The 17,077-nt window shown below is 68.3% G+C and carries 12 protein-coding genes and 2 pseudogenes; 5 read left to right on the forward strand and 9 right to left on the reverse strand.

The window, feature by feature from the left end; translation table 11 throughout:
* Nucleotide 1: 1 nt before the first annotated feature.
* Nucleotides 2-646 carry a hypothetical protein gene (locus ABT147_RS40215; protein WP_351415937.1) on the reverse strand — a complete coding sequence of 215 codons (645 nt, stop codon included), beginning with the start codon at nt 644-646 and terminating at the stop codon, nt 2-4.
* A gap of 180 nt (nt 647-826) precedes the next feature.
* On the opposite strand from ABT147_RS40215, the gene ABT147_RS40220 reads away from it, so the two are divergent.
* Together ABT147_RS40220 and ABT147_RS40225 are read left to right on the forward strand one after the other, a co-directional pair.
* The gene (locus tag ABT147_RS40220) at nt 827-1,645 is read left to right on the forward strand and encodes an AfsR/SARP family transcriptional regulator (protein WP_351415939.1); all 819 of its coding nucleotides are present in this window, start codon (nt 827-829) and stop codon (nt 1,643-1,645) included.
* Nucleotides 1,646-1,653: 8 nt separating this feature from the next.
* Entirely contained in the window at nt 1,654-2,559 is a 906-nt protein-coding gene (locus tag ABT147_RS40225; protein ID WP_351415941.1) for a hypothetical protein, read from the forward strand.
* 94 nt (nt 2,560-2,653) lie between these two features.
* Here the strand turns inward: ABT147_RS40225 and ABT147_RS40230 are convergent, their stop codons facing one another.
* From ABT147_RS40230 to ABT147_RS40250, 5 genes are all read right to left on the reverse strand, one after another.
* Nucleotides 2,654-3,007 (reverse strand): integrase core domain-containing protein, encoded by a 354-nt coding sequence (locus ABT147_RS40230; RefSeq protein WP_351415944.1) that lies wholly within the window; start codon nt 3,005-3,007, stop codon nt 2,654-2,656.
* A gap of 746 nt (nt 3,008-3,753) precedes the next feature.
* Nucleotides 3,754-4,119, reverse strand: coding sequence for a hypothetical protein (locus ABT147_RS40235; RefSeq protein ID WP_327349114.1), 366 nt, complete (start codon nt 4,117-4,119; stop codon nt 3,754-3,756).
* A 19-nt stretch (nt 4,120-4,138) separates the two neighbouring features.
* A complete protein-coding gene (locus ABT147_RS40240) occupies nt 4,139-5,632 on the reverse strand; it encodes a squalene/phytoene synthase family protein (RefSeq protein ID WP_351415947.1) in 1,494 nt (497 codons plus the stop codon).
* 98 nt (nt 5,633-5,730) lie between these two features.
* Nucleotides 5,731-7,932, reverse strand: a complete 2,202-nt coding sequence (locus ABT147_RS40245) for an endonuclease (protein ID WP_351415949.1) — start codon at nt 7,930-7,932, stop codon at nt 5,731-5,733.
* A 99-nt stretch (nt 7,933-8,031) separates the two neighbouring features.
* Entirely contained in the window at nt 8,032-8,481 is a 450-nt protein-coding gene (locus ABT147_RS40250) for a carboxypeptidase regulatory-like domain-containing protein (RefSeq protein WP_351415952.1), read from the reverse strand.
* 1,453 nt (nt 8,482-9,934) lie between these two features.
* Here ABT147_RS40250 and ABT147_RS40255 point away from each other — a divergent pair.
* The gene (locus ABT147_RS40255; RefSeq protein WP_327349119.1) at nt 9,935-10,135 is read left to right on the forward strand and encodes a hypothetical protein; all 201 of its coding nucleotides are present in this window, start codon (nt 9,935-9,937) and stop codon (nt 10,133-10,135) included.
* Nucleotides 10,136-10,169: 34 nt separating this feature from the next.
* The gene (locus ABT147_RS40260; RefSeq protein WP_351415955.1) at nt 10,170-11,540 is read left to right on the forward strand and encodes an eCIS core domain-containing protein; all 1,371 of its coding nucleotides are present in this window, start codon (nt 10,170-10,172) and stop codon (nt 11,538-11,540) included.
* A gap of 83 nt (nt 11,541-11,623) precedes the next feature.
* On the opposite strand, the pseudogene ABT147_RS40265 reads toward ABT147_RS40260, so the two are convergent.
* Together ABT147_RS40265 and ABT147_RS40270 are read right to left on the reverse strand one after the other, a co-directional pair.
* A pseudogene (locus tag ABT147_RS40265) lies at nt 11,624-11,803 on the reverse strand (IS6 family transposase); the annotation flags it as partial.
* A gap of 121 nt (nt 11,804-11,924) precedes the next feature.
* Entirely contained in the window at nt 11,925-12,221 is a 297-nt protein-coding gene (locus ABT147_RS40270; protein ID WP_351415957.1) for a hypothetical protein, read from the reverse strand.
* 144 nt (nt 12,222-12,365) lie between these two features.
* On the opposite strand from ABT147_RS40270, the gene ABT147_RS40275 reads away from it, so the two are divergent.
* Nucleotides 12,366-15,404, forward strand: a complete 3,039-nt coding sequence (locus ABT147_RS40275) for a HEAT repeat domain-containing protein (protein WP_351415960.1) — start codon at nt 12,366-12,368, stop codon at nt 15,402-15,404.
* A gap of 224 nt (nt 15,405-15,628) precedes the next feature.
* Here ABT147_RS40275 and ABT147_RS40280 read toward each other — a convergent pair.
* A pseudogene (locus tag ABT147_RS40280) lies at nt 15,629-16,905 on the reverse strand (IS701 family transposase).
* Between the last annotated feature and the right edge of the window lie 172 nt (nt 16,906-17,077).

Raw genomic sequence — 17,077 nt, forward strand, 5'->3', positions numbered from 1 at the left:
GTCAGCCTGCCACGGTGCCGGTCACGGCCGAGACCGTCCCGGAGACACCGGCCACCACGGCCATCGCCTCCTTCATCACCTGGTGCACTAGGAAGAGCGCGTACCCGGGGCTGCCCACCGGCAGGTCGTCGTAGGAGAGGACCTGCGCCGACAGGTCCACGGAGGCACGGGTGGGAAAGAGGTCTGGGGTGAAGGCGTGTTCGGTGATGCCGAGACTCTGGATCCGCACCGGAACCGCGCGGCCCGGCCCCCAGACCAGCACGGCGAGAGGGCTCTCCGGCGGCAGGATCTCCAGGGTGCCGACCGCGAGCAGCGCGGCGTTCGCGACCACTTGTGCGGTACTCGGGTACAACAGCATCTCCAGCGCGGCGAGCTGGGGTGCGATACCGACGGCCGCCACTGGGTCGCCCTGCTCCATTTGATCGGCGGCGTCGACCTCGACGGTCATGGTCACCGTCTCCACGGGCGCTCCCGTCGTGCGACGGGCGTCGGAGGCCCTGCCGGACGCGGCCGCACGCGGCTGCAGACTGCGCGTCATCCGGTCGGGGTTGTACTGGAAGACGACGAGACGGGAGAGCGGGCTGTCGGGATCCACCTGGACGATGGCCCCGGACAAGACCCTCGGACTGCCCGGAAAGCTCCTCATGGGCGTCACCTTCAGTCCTCGCCGTCACCCCGGCGTCACGCACGCGTCACAGCACCGGCGGCTCGCTGCGGAGCCGAGGCGATCGCAAGCGACCCGCCGACGGACTCTTTTGACAGAAAGTAATCATACCGCCACAATTTGCGAGAAGGCGGGCCGCCTCGTGGAGAGGGAGAAGACGGCATGCCACGCAACTCGACCGCCCAGGCCACCGCACCCGGTCCTCCCGACGCCGCACGCTGCCGCCTCGTCACCGCACAGCCGACCGAGCACGTGGCACTCACCCTGCTGGGCTCGTTCCGCCTGCAGATCGGGCAGATGGAGGTCTGCCTGCCCGTCAGCGCGCAGCGGCTGATGGTGATCCTTGCCCTGCGCGGGCGGCAGAGCCGCAGCCGGGTCGCCGGCACCCTGTGGCCCGAAAGCCCCGAGAGCAAAGCACTGGGCAATCTCCGTACCGGGATCTGGCGCGTCAACCAGACCGCTCCCGGGATGGTGACGGGCATCAGCGGAGCCATCGACCTCGCCGCGCACGTCACCGTGGACGTACGCGTCCTCGTCGAACAGACGAAGGCCCTCCTCCGGGAAGCGCCGCCCGGCGCCTCGGCCGTGCCGGAAGCCGTCGGCGACGGCGGAGAACTCCTTCCGGACTGGGACGACGAGTGGCTCGCCCATGAGCGCGAACGGCTGCGCCAGTTACACCTCCACCTCCAGGAGACGTTCGCCGAACAGCTCGCCGAGCAGGGGAAGTTCGGGCTCGCTCTGGACGTGGCTCTCGGCGCGCTGCGCCTGGACAACCTGCGGGAGAGCGCACACCGCTCGGTCATCCGCATCCACCTCCAGGAGGGCAACCTCAGCGAGGCACGCCGCGCCTACGCGACCTGCCGGCAAGTACTGGAGCAGGAGCTCGGCGTCTCCCCGGCGCCCGAGACCACCCGGATACTCGACCGTACCGACGATCACTTCGAACCCACGCGCATCCGCCGGAAAGTGGTGCAGAGATGAACACGCCTTTGTCTGAAAGCTCATGGCGGATCACGCCGTCGCCCACGTCGCTCGATCCGTTCGCCAACCCGGCCACCGTGGTGTCGTTCGCGATCACGAACAACGCGGCAACTCCCTCGCAACGGAGGGGCACCATCGAGGTGCAACCGGGCGCGGGGATGGACCTGTCCTGGTTCTCGCTGCACCGGGAGACCCGCACGTTCGCCCCGGGCGCCACCCAGACCGTCGACATCAAGGTGGCTCCGCCCGCCGGTGCGGTCGCGGGTGAGTTCAGCTTCACGTGCCTCGTCTTCGACGCCGACAATCCCGCCCTGGAAACGACCGTGGAGAGCGCGCCCGTCCTCCTGGGCGCCGGAGTCACACGCGCGAGCGTGGAGGTGCGCGCTCCCGACATCAACCGGATCTTCGATCCCACGGGTGTCCTTGTGGTGATCGAGGACCTGGCTCCGCCCATCCAGCTCGCCAGCACCACCGGAGAGGGGTTCCTTCAGTCGCGTCTGACGCCGCCCGGTGTCGCGGGGACCATCGGCGCGGGCAAGTTCCCCTACGAATACCGCGTCGACATGACCTCGGTCTCCGGGCCGCTGCCAGCGTCCGCCGTGCGCACGCTTAGCCTCGACTTCGGGCCCATCACGCCACTCAACTACAACGGAGCCGGCCCGTCGGACGTCTTCGTCATCACCCAAGGGGCATTGGGGAACGTCAGGCCCGCGTCCATCACCCAGTGGAAGAACCGGCTCACCATCGACTTCGGCATCCCGGGTGTCGCGGCCGGAAGCAACCCGGACGAGGGCAGGACCAGCTTCTTCATGGGCATCTCGTCGGACCACCCACCGCGTGACACCACGGCCCAGATCACGGACGGAGCCGGGAACGTGTACACGATCGCCGCCAAGGCGCCGGCCTTCCCCTAAAGTCCGGCGCCGGAAGTGGTGGTCGGCGCGGCTGGATGCCTTGGTCATGAATGTGGACTGGTGAAGTTTCCCCGTGATGCTGGACACTCGATGCTTACGCTGCGAGGGCGTGTTCTTGCTCGTGTCGCTGCCGGGTCTCCAGCGGGGTGAGGTAGCCCCAGACTGAACGCCTCCGCAGCCGCTTGCGGTTGTAGAAGGTCTCGATGAAGGCGAAGATCTCAGCGCGGGCAGTGGTCCGGTCGGGCCAGCGGCGGGTGCCGATCTCCGCTTTGAGCAGCGCGAAGAAGCTCTCGGCGGCGGCATTGTCGTAGCACGAGCCGGTTCGGCCCATGCTCTGCCGCAGGCCCAACCTGCTTATTTCCCGGCGGAGTTCGTCAGAGGTGTACTCGGCTCCGCGGTCCGAGTGCACGATGCAGCCGGTCTGGAGCCGACCACGTCCGGCGGCCATTCCGTCTCCGTCACGACCTCGATGTCCACCAGACCTGGAATGGCTTGGTGGCAGTAGAAGTCTGAGATCGCGGCGGGAACGGTAGCAGCTGATGTCACGGTGAGTAACGTTCCGTATCGTGCAGTAACGGGCAGCAGCGTACGTCGCGGGCTCCATCAGCGGAGGGTGGACCGGCAGTGCGGGACAGAAAGGGTGTCCATGGATCAAGGACTCGCGGCCTTTCCGCCGACATGGCACCCGACGGCCCGGCTACTTGATCAAGGAATTCGCGATAATGATCACCAGGCCGATCAGCATGTCCAGGCCCCCTGCCCGGCACGAGGACAGCCATCCGTGCCCGGCGGTGCGAGCGGCCCAGGCGCCCCAGAGAAGTACTACGCCGAGCAGGCGACGACCGAACCAACGAACCTGAACAACCGTCAACCCCTGCCGACCAGCTGATCAGCGGCTCCCGCATGACGGGGGAACCTCAACTGGCGGCCTCACGCTGGCCATGGCGCGACGGTTGGGTCCGGGGGGCGTCCATCTTGAGGCATCCGCTCCTTACTGATGACGCGTTCGCCGCTTTTGCCGGTGAAGGAGCCGCGCCCGGCTTGGCTCGTACAACGGTCACTGACCGGCCGTGCACAAGCAGCTATGGAGGCCAGGAAACAGCGAACCGACTGATCGCCCCGATGCACTTGTGGGCCTGCCCCGCCCGAGCCCTGCCCCGGGCGCAGTGGGGGCGGGGTGGGCCGGCGTGCCGGTCAGGTCAGGTTGCCGTCCGGCCACTGGGACAGCGGGGCGAGGTCGCCGGCCACGCGGGTGACGGTGGTGCCGGGCGGCATGAAGGAGTCGAAGTCGATCCGCGGGTCGCCGATGTCGACGGTGGCCAGCAGCAGGTACTGGTTCAGCTGGGACCACACGTTCCCGCCGAGCAGTTCCACCTTCGAGACGTTGCCCGAACGGAGGGGCGGCTGCGTCGGCAGAGCAGCGAGATGGGGCGAAACGGTGTCCAGGAAGGCCTGCCGGGCTTCCTTCTCCTGCGCCATCTCCTCGTCGGTGGGACTGCTTCCGTCGCCCGTGACCTCGATACCGGTGGGGGGCGCGACGATGCGAAACACGGTCACCATCAGTGGGAACTCCGGATCTTCAGGGATCGGCCGCTGCACGGGACGTGACCCGCGGGCGCTCCGGTCCGCGAGCGGACGACAGCGGACCGGGCAGCATCGGGCACGCCGCCGGGCCTGTCCGGCAATGCTGGCGCAACCCAGCCCGTCGCGCCGGGGCGGCGCGCCCAGCGGCCTGTTGAGTTGCCCCAAGGGACCACGGAGCCGCTTGGGGCTGGTCCCTCTGTGACTCCGTGACGACCCGACAGTTGCGAGACCCGCTGGGCCCGAACCGTCGGCGTGGTGAACATCCGCTCGCCCGGCGCCCGCAGTGCAGCTCGTCGGCCGACCGCAAGCAGCACTGTTCCGCCACCATCGCGTGCGTAGAGGCCACGCTCAGCACCCGATCTCGTACGGCCCGCGACGGCCGCCGAGAATACCTTCCGCGGCCCGGCCACTCGCGGTCGGCAATCACACAAGCGGAGCACGCGCTCCGCCGCAGTCCCGAGGACAACGCCTGGATCACCGACCCGCGCCCAGGGATCGCCTGGCTTGACGGATCACCAGTGAACGGACGGGCTGCCTGCTCCAAGCGGTGGACCCGGCCGGATGAGTCAGGGTGTGCTGCCCCACCCTCGCTGGACGGCGAACTACCGTCGACAGCGCACCGGGAGCAGGGCATCACGGCTACGCTGGCCACCGCCGCATGACAACCGGTGTCCACGATCACGGGGAAGGCCCCGCAGGAGCACAAGCACGCGGCAGTCCGCCAGCGCGGCCTCGGCACGATCGGCCTCGGATCAGGCGCTCCAGCGCGGGCACACACGCCTCCGACTTGCTCCCCGACCTGGCCGAGGACGCCGAGCAGGGCCGCACCGGCATTCCGCGGGAGGAGCTGACCCGGCACGACATGCAGGTCGAGGACCTGCGGAGCAAGTCGCTGCGCTGCCCCCCCTTCGATCAGCGCGCGGCATCCCTTGACGAACGGCTCGTCCGCTCCGGCGTCGGGAACGGGCGCGATCAGTGACGCGGTGAGCATCAGGCCGGGCAGGGAGTAGCTGTCCACATAGGCCTGGAAGTCGGCCTCCGTGTCGAAGCCGGTCCAACCGGCCTCGACCGGAGCGCCGTCGAGGAGGGCACGGACCCGTGTCGCCAGGTGCGGGTGTCGGCGCGTCGTGTCCCAGAGAGCCGCGAGGGTGCCCCGGGCGGGCGGTTCACTGCACTCAAGGGCTGCTGTGGTCTCGGCGTCCCAGGAACGAAGGGCCGCTTGGCGGGCGCCTGCCTCGCTGGCGTCGATCAACTCGTCGGTCGCGTGCATGTACGCCACTGCGGCGATGACGGGCGGGTGAAGGTGCGTCGGCAGCAACAGCCGAACCGCGACGTGCTCGTGAAGGGCGAACCTCCGCACGAACCCGCGCTGGGTGTCGTACGTCCGCCGCAGACGCGGATCAGTGATTCCGGCCGTCGTCAGAGCGGCAGACCAACGGATCACGACTCCCCCTGGCTTCGATCGCTCGGCACCGGTTCTCAGCGGCATGGCACCTTGATCGAAGACTAGGGAGTCGACGGCCCACGCCGTGCGGGGCCCTGGCGCTGATCAGGGCCCCGAACCGGCGACGAACAGGGCAGCGCCTGTCACGACCAGGCGTGGGCGAAGTCGATGGCGCGGGCCCATTCCTGGTGGTCGACGAGCGGGTTGCGGTTGCCCTGGATCTCCGCGATGGCGAAGTTGCGGTGCTGCTCGTACAGGCCGACCGGGTCCGCTTCATGCCAGTCCACCAGGGTGGCGAGTTGATCCGGCTGCAGTTCGGCGTCGGCGTCCCCGACCAGTCCCGGGTAGCGAAGGATGAAGTACAGGGTCGCCCGGGCGACGGGGCCCTTGCCCGCCGACGGCTCGAAGCCCTGGCGCTCACGCCGTCCGCAGGAACCTCGGCTGACCTCTTCGGGGTCGGTGAAGTCGAAGTAGGGGATGTTGCTGCGGAAGCTGTTGCACGTGGTCTCACAGGCGAAGAGGTGGTGCAGGTCTCCCCGCATGGGTTCACGCTTGGCGAACCAGGACTGCGGCACCACATGCTCGCAGTTGAACGCCAGGGCCGCTTCGAGGGCCTCCATCTCTGCGGCGAGTGCCTCCCCGCCCAGGAAGGCCTCACTGAAGGCCAGTTCCTGCCAGCGCTGGATGCGGGCGGTTTCCACGGCGGCGTCGGCCCGTATGAATTCCTCGGGAGCGAACACCTGGCCGGAATATATGCTGCGCAGCTGCTTGTCGGGGTGCAGGTCCACCCACGGATACAGCATGCGCATCGGCTTGTAGGCAGGCTTGCGTTCGTGGGTGCGTTCGAGCAGATCGGTGAGGGCGGGGCCCAACTCGGCGCGGCCGGCACCGTCGAGCCCCGCGTAGTAGGCCTCGCGTGCGACCCGGTCGGCGTCGGCGTCGAAGTACAGACGCTCCCGGCCGACGTCCAGGTTGGTCAGCCCCGCCCTCAGGTCCGCTTCGGCGGGAGAGACATGACCATTCACCGGGATGACGGTCGCCGCCGGCGGAGCGCCGGGAGTGACACCGACGCCCACCGGGGCGGCCGTAGGCGGTGCCGAAGCGGCGGTACGGGGTTGGACGGTGACGACGACATCGACCGGCACCGTCACCCGCGACGCCCCGTCGGCCTCGACGGCCCCGACGGCCCCGACGGTCGCGGTGGAGCCGGCCCTTCCGTTGGTGGAAGGCGGCGGAGTCTCGGGGGCGACGCCGACGCCCACGGTGGCGGCCGGAGCAGCGGCGACGCCTTCGAAGAGGCCAGCCCGAAGTTCGCCAGCGGGGCCGGACACGGCGGCCTGCCGCACCGCTTGCAGCACACGGCTGATCCGCACTCCCTCGTTCGCCTTCCACGCCAGCCGGCTCTCACCCATCTCGGGCCGCCACAGGCTGCCGTCCACGGAGAGGAAGCGGCCGTCGGCGTCCTTGAGCGGGACGCCGGCATGGTGCAGGGCCACCACTTCCCACTGGTCGTTGTAGACGGGGGAGCCCGAGGAACCCGGCGCGGTGTCGGTCGAGTAGTGGACGAAGTCCTCCAGGAGGTCCACCACCTCGTTCTCGCGCAGCGCGAGCTGCTTGGGCTCACCGTTGGGGTGCTGGATGATATTGACCATCTCGCCCAGGATCACCTTGCCCTGGGCCTCGCTCAGCGGCAGCCAGGAGATGTCCTTCAGGCTCTCGCCGCCCCGGCCTCGGTCGGCCACCGCGACCAACGTGAAGTCCAGGTCCCGGTCGGTGACGAAGAACCGGCCGGGTTCCAGGTCGAAGACGATGGGCGTCATCGTGCGCCCGTCGACGCCGGCCTGGTAGTTGAACTCGATGACCCCGCGTTCGGCCTCCTGGGGGTCGGCCAGGACGTGGTTGTTGGTCAGCATCAGGGACGGGGACGTCAGGAAACCGGTTCCGACATGCGCCTCGGGGCCGCAGACGACGACCCGGCCCACGGAGCGAGCGGCCAGGTAGCCGCTCTCGAGGAACCTGACATCGATCAGGTCGTTGCGTCCCATCAGCCGTTCCAGGCCCAGCATGTCGGTGCCGAAGTTCTCCGGGGCCAGCCCGGAGAGGCTGCTCCCGGTGGTGGGCAGACGCGGAGTGGCTTCCATGGCGGTGGCCTGTGACCAGTCCGCTCCCAGGCGTGCCAGCCGCGTGGTGACCCGTTCCGGCGTGTCCGCGTACAGCACCCCCTGGCCGTGGAGCACTTGCCGGGTCCGCTCACGGTCCTCGGCGCGTTCCTCGTACCGGGTGCTGGCCCGCTCTATCTGCTCCCGCAGTTGGTCCGTGCGACGTTGATATGCCGTGGTGGTCATGGTGGTTCGCCTCCTTGCCGCGCACACCGTCCGGCGCCTGTTCCGGCAGCCCGTCCTCGGCGCGCGATTCCGTTGTGGCTGAACGCTCAGAGAGGGCGCCTACGCGGACGCCCGGAAGTGCTGGAGGAGCCGCAGCTGTACTTCCTGAAGCACCCGGCTGGTCAGCTTGAGGCCAGCCAGCCGGGAGGCTGCCGTTCGGGCGTATGCGGCATTCCGCTCGGCTTGGGCCCACAGGCCGGCGGCGAAGAGATATCCGCTCAGCGCGTCCACCGCCGAGGCCTCGGTGGCGCCATGGCCGACGGGGAGCAGATACCGGTCCAGGGGAACCTTGTCGCTCGCCACCACGTTCGCCGCCACCGACGGATGCCAGTCCTCGGCGTTGTTCAGCGTTTCATGGGTGTCGAACCGTACGGTCACCGTGTCGCCGGCGGGGACCGCCAGGTCGTACCGCCCCTCGGTGTCCGTGTAGGTGTGTTCGACCACAGTCGCGTCGTGCTGGACACTGACCTCGATCATGGGGACCGGCTGCCGGTCGGTGATGCTTCGCACGTGCCCATACACGAGATCTCCTCCGACTGCGCCACGGGGACGAGGCGTGCCGCGGACGTGTCCGCGGCACGATGTGGTGGCGTTCGAGAGCCGTTCGGACGGACGGAACGTCGTCGGACGGCCGTCGGTCCACATCAGGACACCCGTGGGGAGAGCTTCCCGCTCGGCCGATGCGCCAGGCATATTCCGCCGCCCGCACCATTCAGTCTGTGCCAGGCAGCGGCTGACTGCCACTCGGGGAGAGGCGCGTTGATCCTGGTACGCCGAGGGGGGCGGCTCGGCGCCGACCGGTCGGCGAGGGTCGGTCAACTCCCGTGCCGGTGCGTCGGGTCGGTCCACTTGAAGCGTGAACCATTGGTGGTGAGGACGCAATTCGGGGCTCCGCGGCAGCGGGTGCTCTCGAAGGCGATCTCCGCATCCTGCCGAACGCGACCGCCCGTCCCGTGAGTTGAAGTCCGCGATCCGCCCGGCGGCCGAGCGCGCCGTCGTCGTCCCGGACCGGCGGTCTCCGGCGCCGGGCCGTGCGTTCGGCGAGTGACCTGCCGTCGAGTCCTGAGATGCCGCGGCGCCTCGATCGGCTTACCGTGGAAGCAGATCTCTCCTTCGGAGAGCTCCTGCAACGCGCCCCCTGGAAGTTCTTTCCGGACGGGTCCCGTATGAGCAGTACCCCGCTGCGGGATTCGAGGCGTGTGCTCGCGTCCCCTCCGGGCGGCATGCCGTCGTCCGATTCCGTGCCCTGTGTCTGGAATCGCCATGTCCGGATTCCCCGACAAGATGATGGTCCGCTACCCGGATCCGGTCCAGGTCGGCCAACTCTTGCAACCTGCGGACGACCCGGACGGTACAGGGCTGCGAACTCTCCTGGCTGCCGTCTACGAACCGAGCCGACTGGAGGTCCGCTCCGTCGACTCGGTCACCGTCACGGCGAAGGACTTTCAGGTCCCGGTGAGCGCCCCCCTGAAGATGCAAGGGAGCTGGGAGAAGCTGCTGCCGGACGTCGCCCAGTCCCGAGCAGTCGTTGAGATGCCCTCCGTCACCGCGCCGCACTGGATCGACCTCGCACTGGACACGGTCGTCACGGCGCGCGTCGCCCTCACCGAGGGTGCGCTGGAATCCCGCCACCACCCGTTACGAGGAGACCAGCGAACGGCGCCGGCTGACGCGCCAGCAACTCAAGGCCGTGGTCCCCTTTCCCGACTCGCCCGAAGCACTCGCCGACCGCGCCGCCCGCATGCTTGAGCGGCAGGCAGGTCCTGAACCGCGTGCTCGAAACCCTTCCCGGCACCGGCGAAATCGTCCTGGTCAGCCACAGCCTGGGCACGATCGTCGGCATGGACCTCCTTCGACTGCAGCCTGGTGTCGAGGCCGTCCTCCCAACCACCGCAGGCAGCCCGCTCTGCATGGACAGCCGTACAGTCGGCTGCTCTGCGGCGGACCACGGGACCCGGAGAAGGTGACGGACTGGCTCAACGTGTGGTGCCCGCCCGACGCGGTGGCCATCGGATGCCCGCTGACCGACGACTGGGGATTTAGGCCGACGGTCGCACTCACCAACCTGGCCGTCCTCAACGCCCGCGAACGGTCCCGCACCATCACCGAACACCTCGTCCACGTCCACGCGACCCGCTCCATCGGCAGCCGCCTCGCCTCCTGAGCACCGATGATCCCGGAACCAGAAAGTTGCCGTGATGAACACTTTCCTTCGCACGCACCGTGAAGAGCGCCCCGGTCAAGCCCAGCAGACCGCGCCACCCCCGCGCACCCAGGCCGTCACCGGGCGTGGCAGCCCAGTCGAGCAGGCGGCCGACATGCTCGCCGACCGCGCCCTGGCCGTCGCCGACCGGCTCGGTGCAGCAGGCTGGAGGCAACCGGCCGAGCGCTCAGCCCGGCACCCTGAGGAACGCCCCTCCTCCGCGGCCGGAGTCGTGCCAGAAAGCCCCGGGCGGCCCCTGCCCGCACCAATACGCGTGGAGATGGAATCGGCCTTCGGCCACGACTTCCGCGGCGTACGCCTGCACTGCGGACAGGAGGCCGCCCGGATGGCGCGGGCCCTGGGTGCGCGCGCCTACACCTATGGGCGGGACGTCGTCGTCGGCCGAGGGGAACCTGTGCACGGCCCGGTCGGCCGGCAGTTGCTGGCTCACGAGCTCGCCCATGTTGTGCAGCACGACGCCTCCGGCCATTCCGTCGTCGCACGCCAGGAGAAGCCCGGGCCGGACGGCCGGACCGACTCCGAGATTCGCAGCGAGCTCGAACGACTGACCGGCAAAAGCTTCGCTGAACTCGTCCTCCGTCTCGGCCGCGGTCCCATCGTCATCACGCCCCGCGAGCTGGAGGCGGAGCTCGCGAAAAACGGCATGCTGCCCGAAATGGACACGTCAGAGCCTGTCGTCATCGACGAGGTGCCTGTCGCCCATCCCTACAGGGACGCCTTCGTCACCGAGGGCCGGGTCGGCCGTGCGTCCCACGTGGACCGGGCGAAGAAAGCCGGCCAACAGGCCGTGAGAGACGCTTTCCTCTCCGGAATGGCCGGAGGGCTGTCCGGCACCCGGGCGGGCGCGGCCTCCCAAGGCCTCGTGAAATCGGCTCCCGTGACCCGCCGCTACGAGCCCCGGCCGCCCACCACGTACACCACGAAACCAGGAACATCGGGTCCGAGGGCCCCGCTGCCCGCGGCGACCGGGACCCCTCCGGTCAAGGCCACCGGCACCCCCGGGTCCGGATCCGGGAGCGGTAGGCCCGCACCGCCGCGGCAGCTCACCGACGACGAGAAGTGGCAGCAGGCACAGGACGCCCTCCGAAAACAGCAGGCAGCAGCAACCACGACTCCGCGAAACACGCTGGCGGAGCTGTATCCCACACCCGAGGCGGCGATCGGCCAGGTCGAAGGGCGGGCCCAAGTGGTCGGTAAGGTGGAGACCGAGAATCCGGCTCTGCGCGCTCAGGGGTTCACCAAGACCTGGTACGTGGTGGACAGCGCGGGCGTCCAGTGGACGGTGCACCACAACCCGCGCACCGGCCGCTTCACAGGCGCGCACCACTCCGGATCGAATTATTGAGGGTCGCCGAGAACGGCACGGTGTTGTCACGTTGTTGGGTGCGTGACCGTCCGATGGTGCATCAGGGCAGGGTGGGCCTGCGGTCAGGACCTGCGTTCAGGCCGTGGTGGCGAGTTGGCAGCGCCAGTGACCTGGCCCCAGATGGCGAAGCGGATGGTCAACTCGGCTCGATTATCGAGGGCGGTCATCAGGTGCCAGTGAGGCCGGAAGCGCGGGGAGATGCCGCTGAACGCGGACAGTAACCGCTGGGCCCCGCCGGTACTGCCACCGACCAGGCGCTGCGCTACCTCCTCATGCCGATCCGCCTCACCGGCTGACCCACCACCTCACCCACGCGCGCCGCGCCCGCTCCCACAGCGGACGCGGCGCCCTCCCGGGGCCGGGCTACTTCGGAGTGGAGCGTGCCCTCCCGGCCTGGTGGGAGCACTCCCCGTTCTTCAGTAGCTGGCGGTGATGCTTGTCAGCGTGCTCGGTGCGCCAGTCACGATGCGCGTCGAGAAGGTCGGCGCGCTGCTCAGGGTCCGAGTCCCGCAGCACCATGCGCAGGGTGATCAGATCGCGCAGAACGCGGGTGCGGTCAGCCAGGGCACGGCGGGGGCGGCGCAGGAGCCGGGTGAGTAGGCCGAGGACGAGCGGGGCGGCGATCATGACGAGCAGGGTCCAGTCGTGTTGGTGGCCCATAGGTCGACTCCTCGCGGATCGGGTGTCAGTTTGGACAAGGGCCGGCCGGGCCTTGATGTATCTGAATAGCCTCGATTGGCGTTCACAGGGTTGATGTGAACAACGGCGAACGGTGAGGTCAGGTGATTGCTGGTGGGAGATGCCGTGGACGGGGGCAAGGCAGGGCACGGCGGTGCGCACATGATGTTGGTCGCGGAACTTCGCAAGGCCATGGCCGGTCATCCGCAGATCGCAAAGCAGGGCGACCTGGCTCGAGCGGCCGGTATCTCTCCGGCAACGGTCAGCAACGTCTTCACCATGACAAAGGTGCCAAGCGGGGAGACGCTTGGTTTACTCGCCCGCGCCCTGGGCATCACTGGGCCGGCATTGGTGGAGCTGCGTCGACTGCGCGACCGCGCGGATCAGCGCACGCGTCGGTTGAATGACTACCTGGTCGCCGCTCAACGCGCTGCCCGCGATCACCCGTACCCGGGCGTGCTTCCCGGCACCACTCCTCCCCTCACGACCATCTACCTGAGCCAACAAGCCCGCATCGGCAGTGACGAGTCCGAAGCAAACCCGGTATCGCGTGGTCCCGCGACCGGCTCGCTGTCGGCCGAAGATGTGCTGGCCGATACTCAGACGTGTGTGGTGCTGGCCGGGCCGGGGGGCGGCAAGTCCAGCCTGCTGCGCACGTACCTTGCCACGGAGGTCGAGAGGTGGATTCAGGGCCGCGGTAAGCAGACGGTGCCGGTCCTGATCTCGGCCGCTGCCCTGGCCGACCGCCCCTTGGCGCAAGCTCTCTCCGAGGCCGTAAGCACAGACCTTGCGTCCTACGGCCTGCTTGATGAGCTTCCTTCGGCGTTCTTCGCCACCGTTCCGCAGCCGGACGTGGGTTGGCTCGTACTGGTCGACGGCCTAGACGAGGTCACCGACCCTGCCACCCGACAACGGATCTTGCGCACACTTGCTGCCATCGCCGCTGGCGAGCACGCCGGCCTGTACCGCTTCGTCGTAGCCACCCGCCCGCTGCCCCTCGATGAACTTCGCGTCTTGGACTCCGGCGTACCGCACTACTACCTGCAGCCCTTCAGCCTCAGCGATGTCGAGCACGTTGCCCTCAGTTGGTTTCGAAAGCTCCAACTGCCTGATCACCGATCCGCTGCAAAGCGGTTCGTCCAGGCCGTGTACCGAACCCGGCTGGACGACCTGGCCCGCGTCCCACTGATGACGTCCATGCTCTGCCAGCTCTATGCTGCCGCTCCCGATCAGCCGCTGCCAGTTGGCCGCAGTCACATCTACGAGGCCTTTATCGCCTTGCTGCACCAACGGCAGTACACGTCCCGCCCGTCCACAGTCTCGTCCCCGACCCATGCTGGCCTCGCGCGCTATGGGCCTGGAGCTCTCGACCGGGCGGAGTACACGATGGAGCACCTGCCGGAGCTCATCACTCGGCTCGCAGCCGAGCGGCACAGCGGTAGCGCCCTGCCCACGATCACCCTCATGGAATCGCAGCCTGAAGCTCAGCGGCCACCGCGCGTGCCCATCGAGTCATGGCGGGCGTTCCTTCACATGTGCTTGTGCAGCAGCGGCCTGCTCACCGACCGCGCGGGTGAACTCGTCTTCCTCCACCAGACCTTGTTGGAGTACCTCGCCGCCCGGCACGCCACACACAACGCACGAGCCGCAGCCCGCGCGCTTCATCAGATTTTCCACCGGCCTGCACGGTACTGGCTTTTCAGCGATGCGCCAGGCGTCACGCGCCGCTTGTGGGGAAGCAGGTACTGGAAGCCCCCGGAGGAAGACGCCTCCGACGTCGGCTTTCTCATTGACGCCTCGCAGCAACACAACCCCGACGCCTGCACCCGGCATCTGGCCCGCCTCGCATCCTCCCGCGCTGGCCTTCGCGGTTGCGAGTTCATCGCCAAACAGGCTCTCCTGGGCACCCGTCTCCCCCGTAATGTCATCGGCTCTGCGGCAGACCTGTGCGTAGCTCTGGCCTCCGACCCGGCCTTCCACTACAACTCGCCCTTGTCGCTGTGGGACGACTGGGCGTACGCCTCCCTGTCGTCGATGAGCCCTGAAATCACCCGCCATTCCCGTGTCAAGGCCGCGGAAGTCCTGGCACAACTCGGTGACTCGCGCGCCGCCGATGTGCTGTTCTCACTCGCCACCGACCCCTCTCTCGACGGACTTTCCCAGGTGGAGGCAGCGCGGGCACTGTCCGATCTCCATGACCCCCGTGCCGCCGATCTGCTGGGCTCGCTGGCCACCACCAGTATTCGTGGATGGTCTCGCGTGCGAGCGGCGCGGGCACTGTGCGATCTCGGCGACCCCCGTGCCGCTGACCTACTCCACTCCCTTGCTCTCGCTTCCAGAATGTCGCTCAGCGGTGAGGACCGGTTGAACGCAGCGCGGGCACTGTCCGATCTCGATGCTCCCCGTGCCGCCGATCTGCTGTACTCGCTGGCCAGCAGCCCCGCACGGGTCGATCGGGTCCAGGCAGCACGAATATTGACCGACCTGTCTGACCCTCGCGGCTTCGATCTGGCGTACTCTCTCGCCGCCGACCCTACGTTCCAATTTCGCGTCCTTCCGGCGCGGCTCCTCGCCGAGTTGGGTGACCCTCGCGGCGCCGACCTGTTGTATTCCCTCGCCACCGACCCCGCCCTCAAGATCGGAGCTCGTGTGGAAGCAGCGCAGGCGTTGGCTGATCTGCAGGATCCCCGCGCCCACAAACTGCTGTACTCCCTGGCTATCGATCCCGCTGCCGCCACAGAGAGCGTCTTCGGCATGGGAGCGGCTGCCTGTGCGGCACAGGCATTGGCGAAAGCCGGTGATCATCGTGGCACCGATCTGCTGTACTCCCTCGCCACCGAACCGACCTCACACAACCGTGTACATGTGGCGTACGAGTTGGCCGACTTGGGAGATCCTCGTGGAAGGGATCTGCTGTGCTCCCTCGCCATGGACGCCACCGTCGACGATTCGGGTCGCGCGTACATGGCCGACGCTTTGATCGAGCTGGGTGATCCACGCGCCGATGACGTGCTGTACTCGCAGGCCACCGACCCCGCCTTCAAATCAGCCAAGAAGGCGGCCGAGCTGTTGGCTGAACGCCGCGATCCTCGGGCTGCCAGCGTGTCTGTCAGATTTGTCTGGGTCCACCGATTGCTCAGGGCCGTTTGCAGACGACTTACCTAGCGTCCGTGAGCGAGTTCCACCCACGCCTGTCCCTCCCCGTTCCTGCTGAGCAGACGGGCCGTGCGCGCCCACCCCGGCGATTCTGAGGCCCCAACCCTGTTACGGACAGCCCCTCACCAAGATCTTCATCAGCCTTCTAGTAGGACTCCGTTAGGTCTGCCTCGATCTTGGGGTTCTGCTGGGTAGGGGTTGGTGGCAAGTGGTGCAGATGCCGGTCCAGCAGTTCAGCAGGTCTTGGAGGGTGTCAAGGATCTGGTAGAGGGTGAGTTGGGTGTGTCGGCTTTTGGGGCCAGCCGCTGCTCGGTGAGGAAGGCATGGGCGGCGGTGACCAGGGTGGCGTGGTGGTGCCAGCCCGGCCAGGAGCGGCCTTCGAAGTGGTCCAGGCCCAGGCCGTGCTTGAGTTCGCGGTAGTCGTGCTCGATGCGCCAGCGGATCTTTGCCAGGCGGACCAGTTCGGTGATCGGGGTGTCGTCGGGCAGGTCGGACAGCCAGAAACGGGTCGGTTTGTCCTCACCATGGGGCCATTCGGCCAGCAGTCGCACGTGGGGCAGGACGCCGTCCCACCGGCCGTGCTCGGCCACCGCGGCTGCCTGGGCCAGCCGACGCGGGCGCACCCCAGCCGGCCGGACCCTCATGCGAGGAAGCGGGAGGTCATCGGACCGCGAGAGCCTTCCCGCCAGGTCACTTCCCGGAAGGCTTCCCGTCCGGCGGCCGCAGCGAGTTGCGCCACCGTCAGCGGTGGCTGCCGGTAGCGGGGCACCGGCGGGCGTCCGGTGCCGGAGAACGCCGGGGCGGCGGGGTGCGCGTCATGAGGCTGGACGGTCAGATCACCGCGGATGCCGACCACATACGGGATCTCCCGCTCGGCCAGGGCGGCACGGAAGTCGGCGTTCTGGCCGTAGCCGGCATCCGCCACCACGACCGGCGGCACCAGGTGCCATGCGGCCAGTTCATCCAGGGCGTCCAGCGCCAGCCGCCACTTCTCCCGGTGCCCGACGTCTTCTGGGACGCCGGTGCGTCGGCGTCGGACGGTGTCTGTGGCCCACTCCTTGGGCAGGAACAGCCGCCAGTTCAGCGGGCACGAGGCCGCATCGGAGACCGTGTGCACGCTGACCGCGACCTGGCAGTTGGCCTGCTTGCCCAAAGCGCCGCAGTACTGGTGGGCAACACCGACCGACATCCTGCCGTCCTTGGGAAAGGACACGTCATCGACCGCCCAGGCGTCCGGGCCGATCCGCGGCACCAGCCGCTCAGCGATCCGCCGGCGCACCGGCACCGGATCCCAGGTGGACTGGTTCACGAACTGCTGCAGGTTCTGCTCGTTGCCGTCGGGCAGCCGCGAGGCCATGGCCTGGATGGACTTGCGGCGGCCGTCCATCATCAGTCCCCGCAGACAGCAGTCGCTCTTGGCCCGCTGGTCCTTGCGCGGTATCGAGGCGAACACATCCGCCACGATTAACGCCAACGTCGCTCGAACACGGTTCACTTCATGTGCGTCCACACACTCCTCATGCCCCTGAACACGACCAACAGACAGACCTAACGGAGTCCTACTAGTGTCCTGCGCCAGTAGTTGACCGTTAGTTGGTGTGTGACTTCTACTGCTGGTGCGTCAGTTCCTCGTCGGGGCCCGAAACTGGTGCCGTTGCTGCTGTCCGATGACGAGCGGGCGG

It is taken from the genome of Streptomyces sp. NPDC001868 (assembly GCF_040297125.1).
Lineage (GTDB): Bacteria > Actinomycetota > Actinomycetes > Streptomycetales > Streptomycetaceae > Streptomyces.

What these genes read in the sequence shown, in the direction of transcription:
- ABT147_RS40215 (WP_351415937.1), bottom strand. Translation starts at nt 646, where the DNA reads ATGAGGAGCTTTCCGGGCAGTCCGAGGGTCTTGTCCGGGGCCATCGTC.
- ABT147_RS40220 (WP_351415939.1), top strand. Translation starts at nt 827, where the DNA reads ATGCCACGCAACTCGACCGCCCAGGCCACCGCACCCGGTCCTCCCGAC.
- ABT147_RS40230 (WP_351415944.1), bottom strand. Translation starts at nt 3,007, where the DNA reads ATGGCCGCCGGACGTGGTCGGCTCCAGACCGGCTGCATCGTGCACTCG.
- ABT147_RS40235 (WP_327349114.1), bottom strand. Translation starts at nt 4,119, where the DNA reads ATGGTGACCGTGTTTCGCATCGTCGCGCCCCCCACCGGTATCGAGGTC.
- ABT147_RS40240 (WP_351415947.1), bottom strand. Translation starts at nt 5,632, where the DNA reads ATGCCGCTGAGAACCGGTGCCGAGCGATCGAAGCCAGGGGGAGTCGTG.
- ABT147_RS40245 (WP_351415949.1), bottom strand. Translation starts at nt 7,932, where the DNA reads ATGACCACCACGGCATATCAACGTCGCACGGACCAACTGCGGGAGCAG.
- ABT147_RS40260 (WP_351415955.1), top strand. Translation starts at nt 10,170, where the DNA reads ATGAACACTTTCCTTCGCACGCACCGTGAAGAGCGCCCCGGTCAAGCC.
- ABT147_RS40270 (WP_351415957.1), bottom strand. Translation starts at nt 12,221, where the DNA reads ATGGGCCACCAACACGACTGGACCCTGCTCGTCATGATCGCCGCCCCG.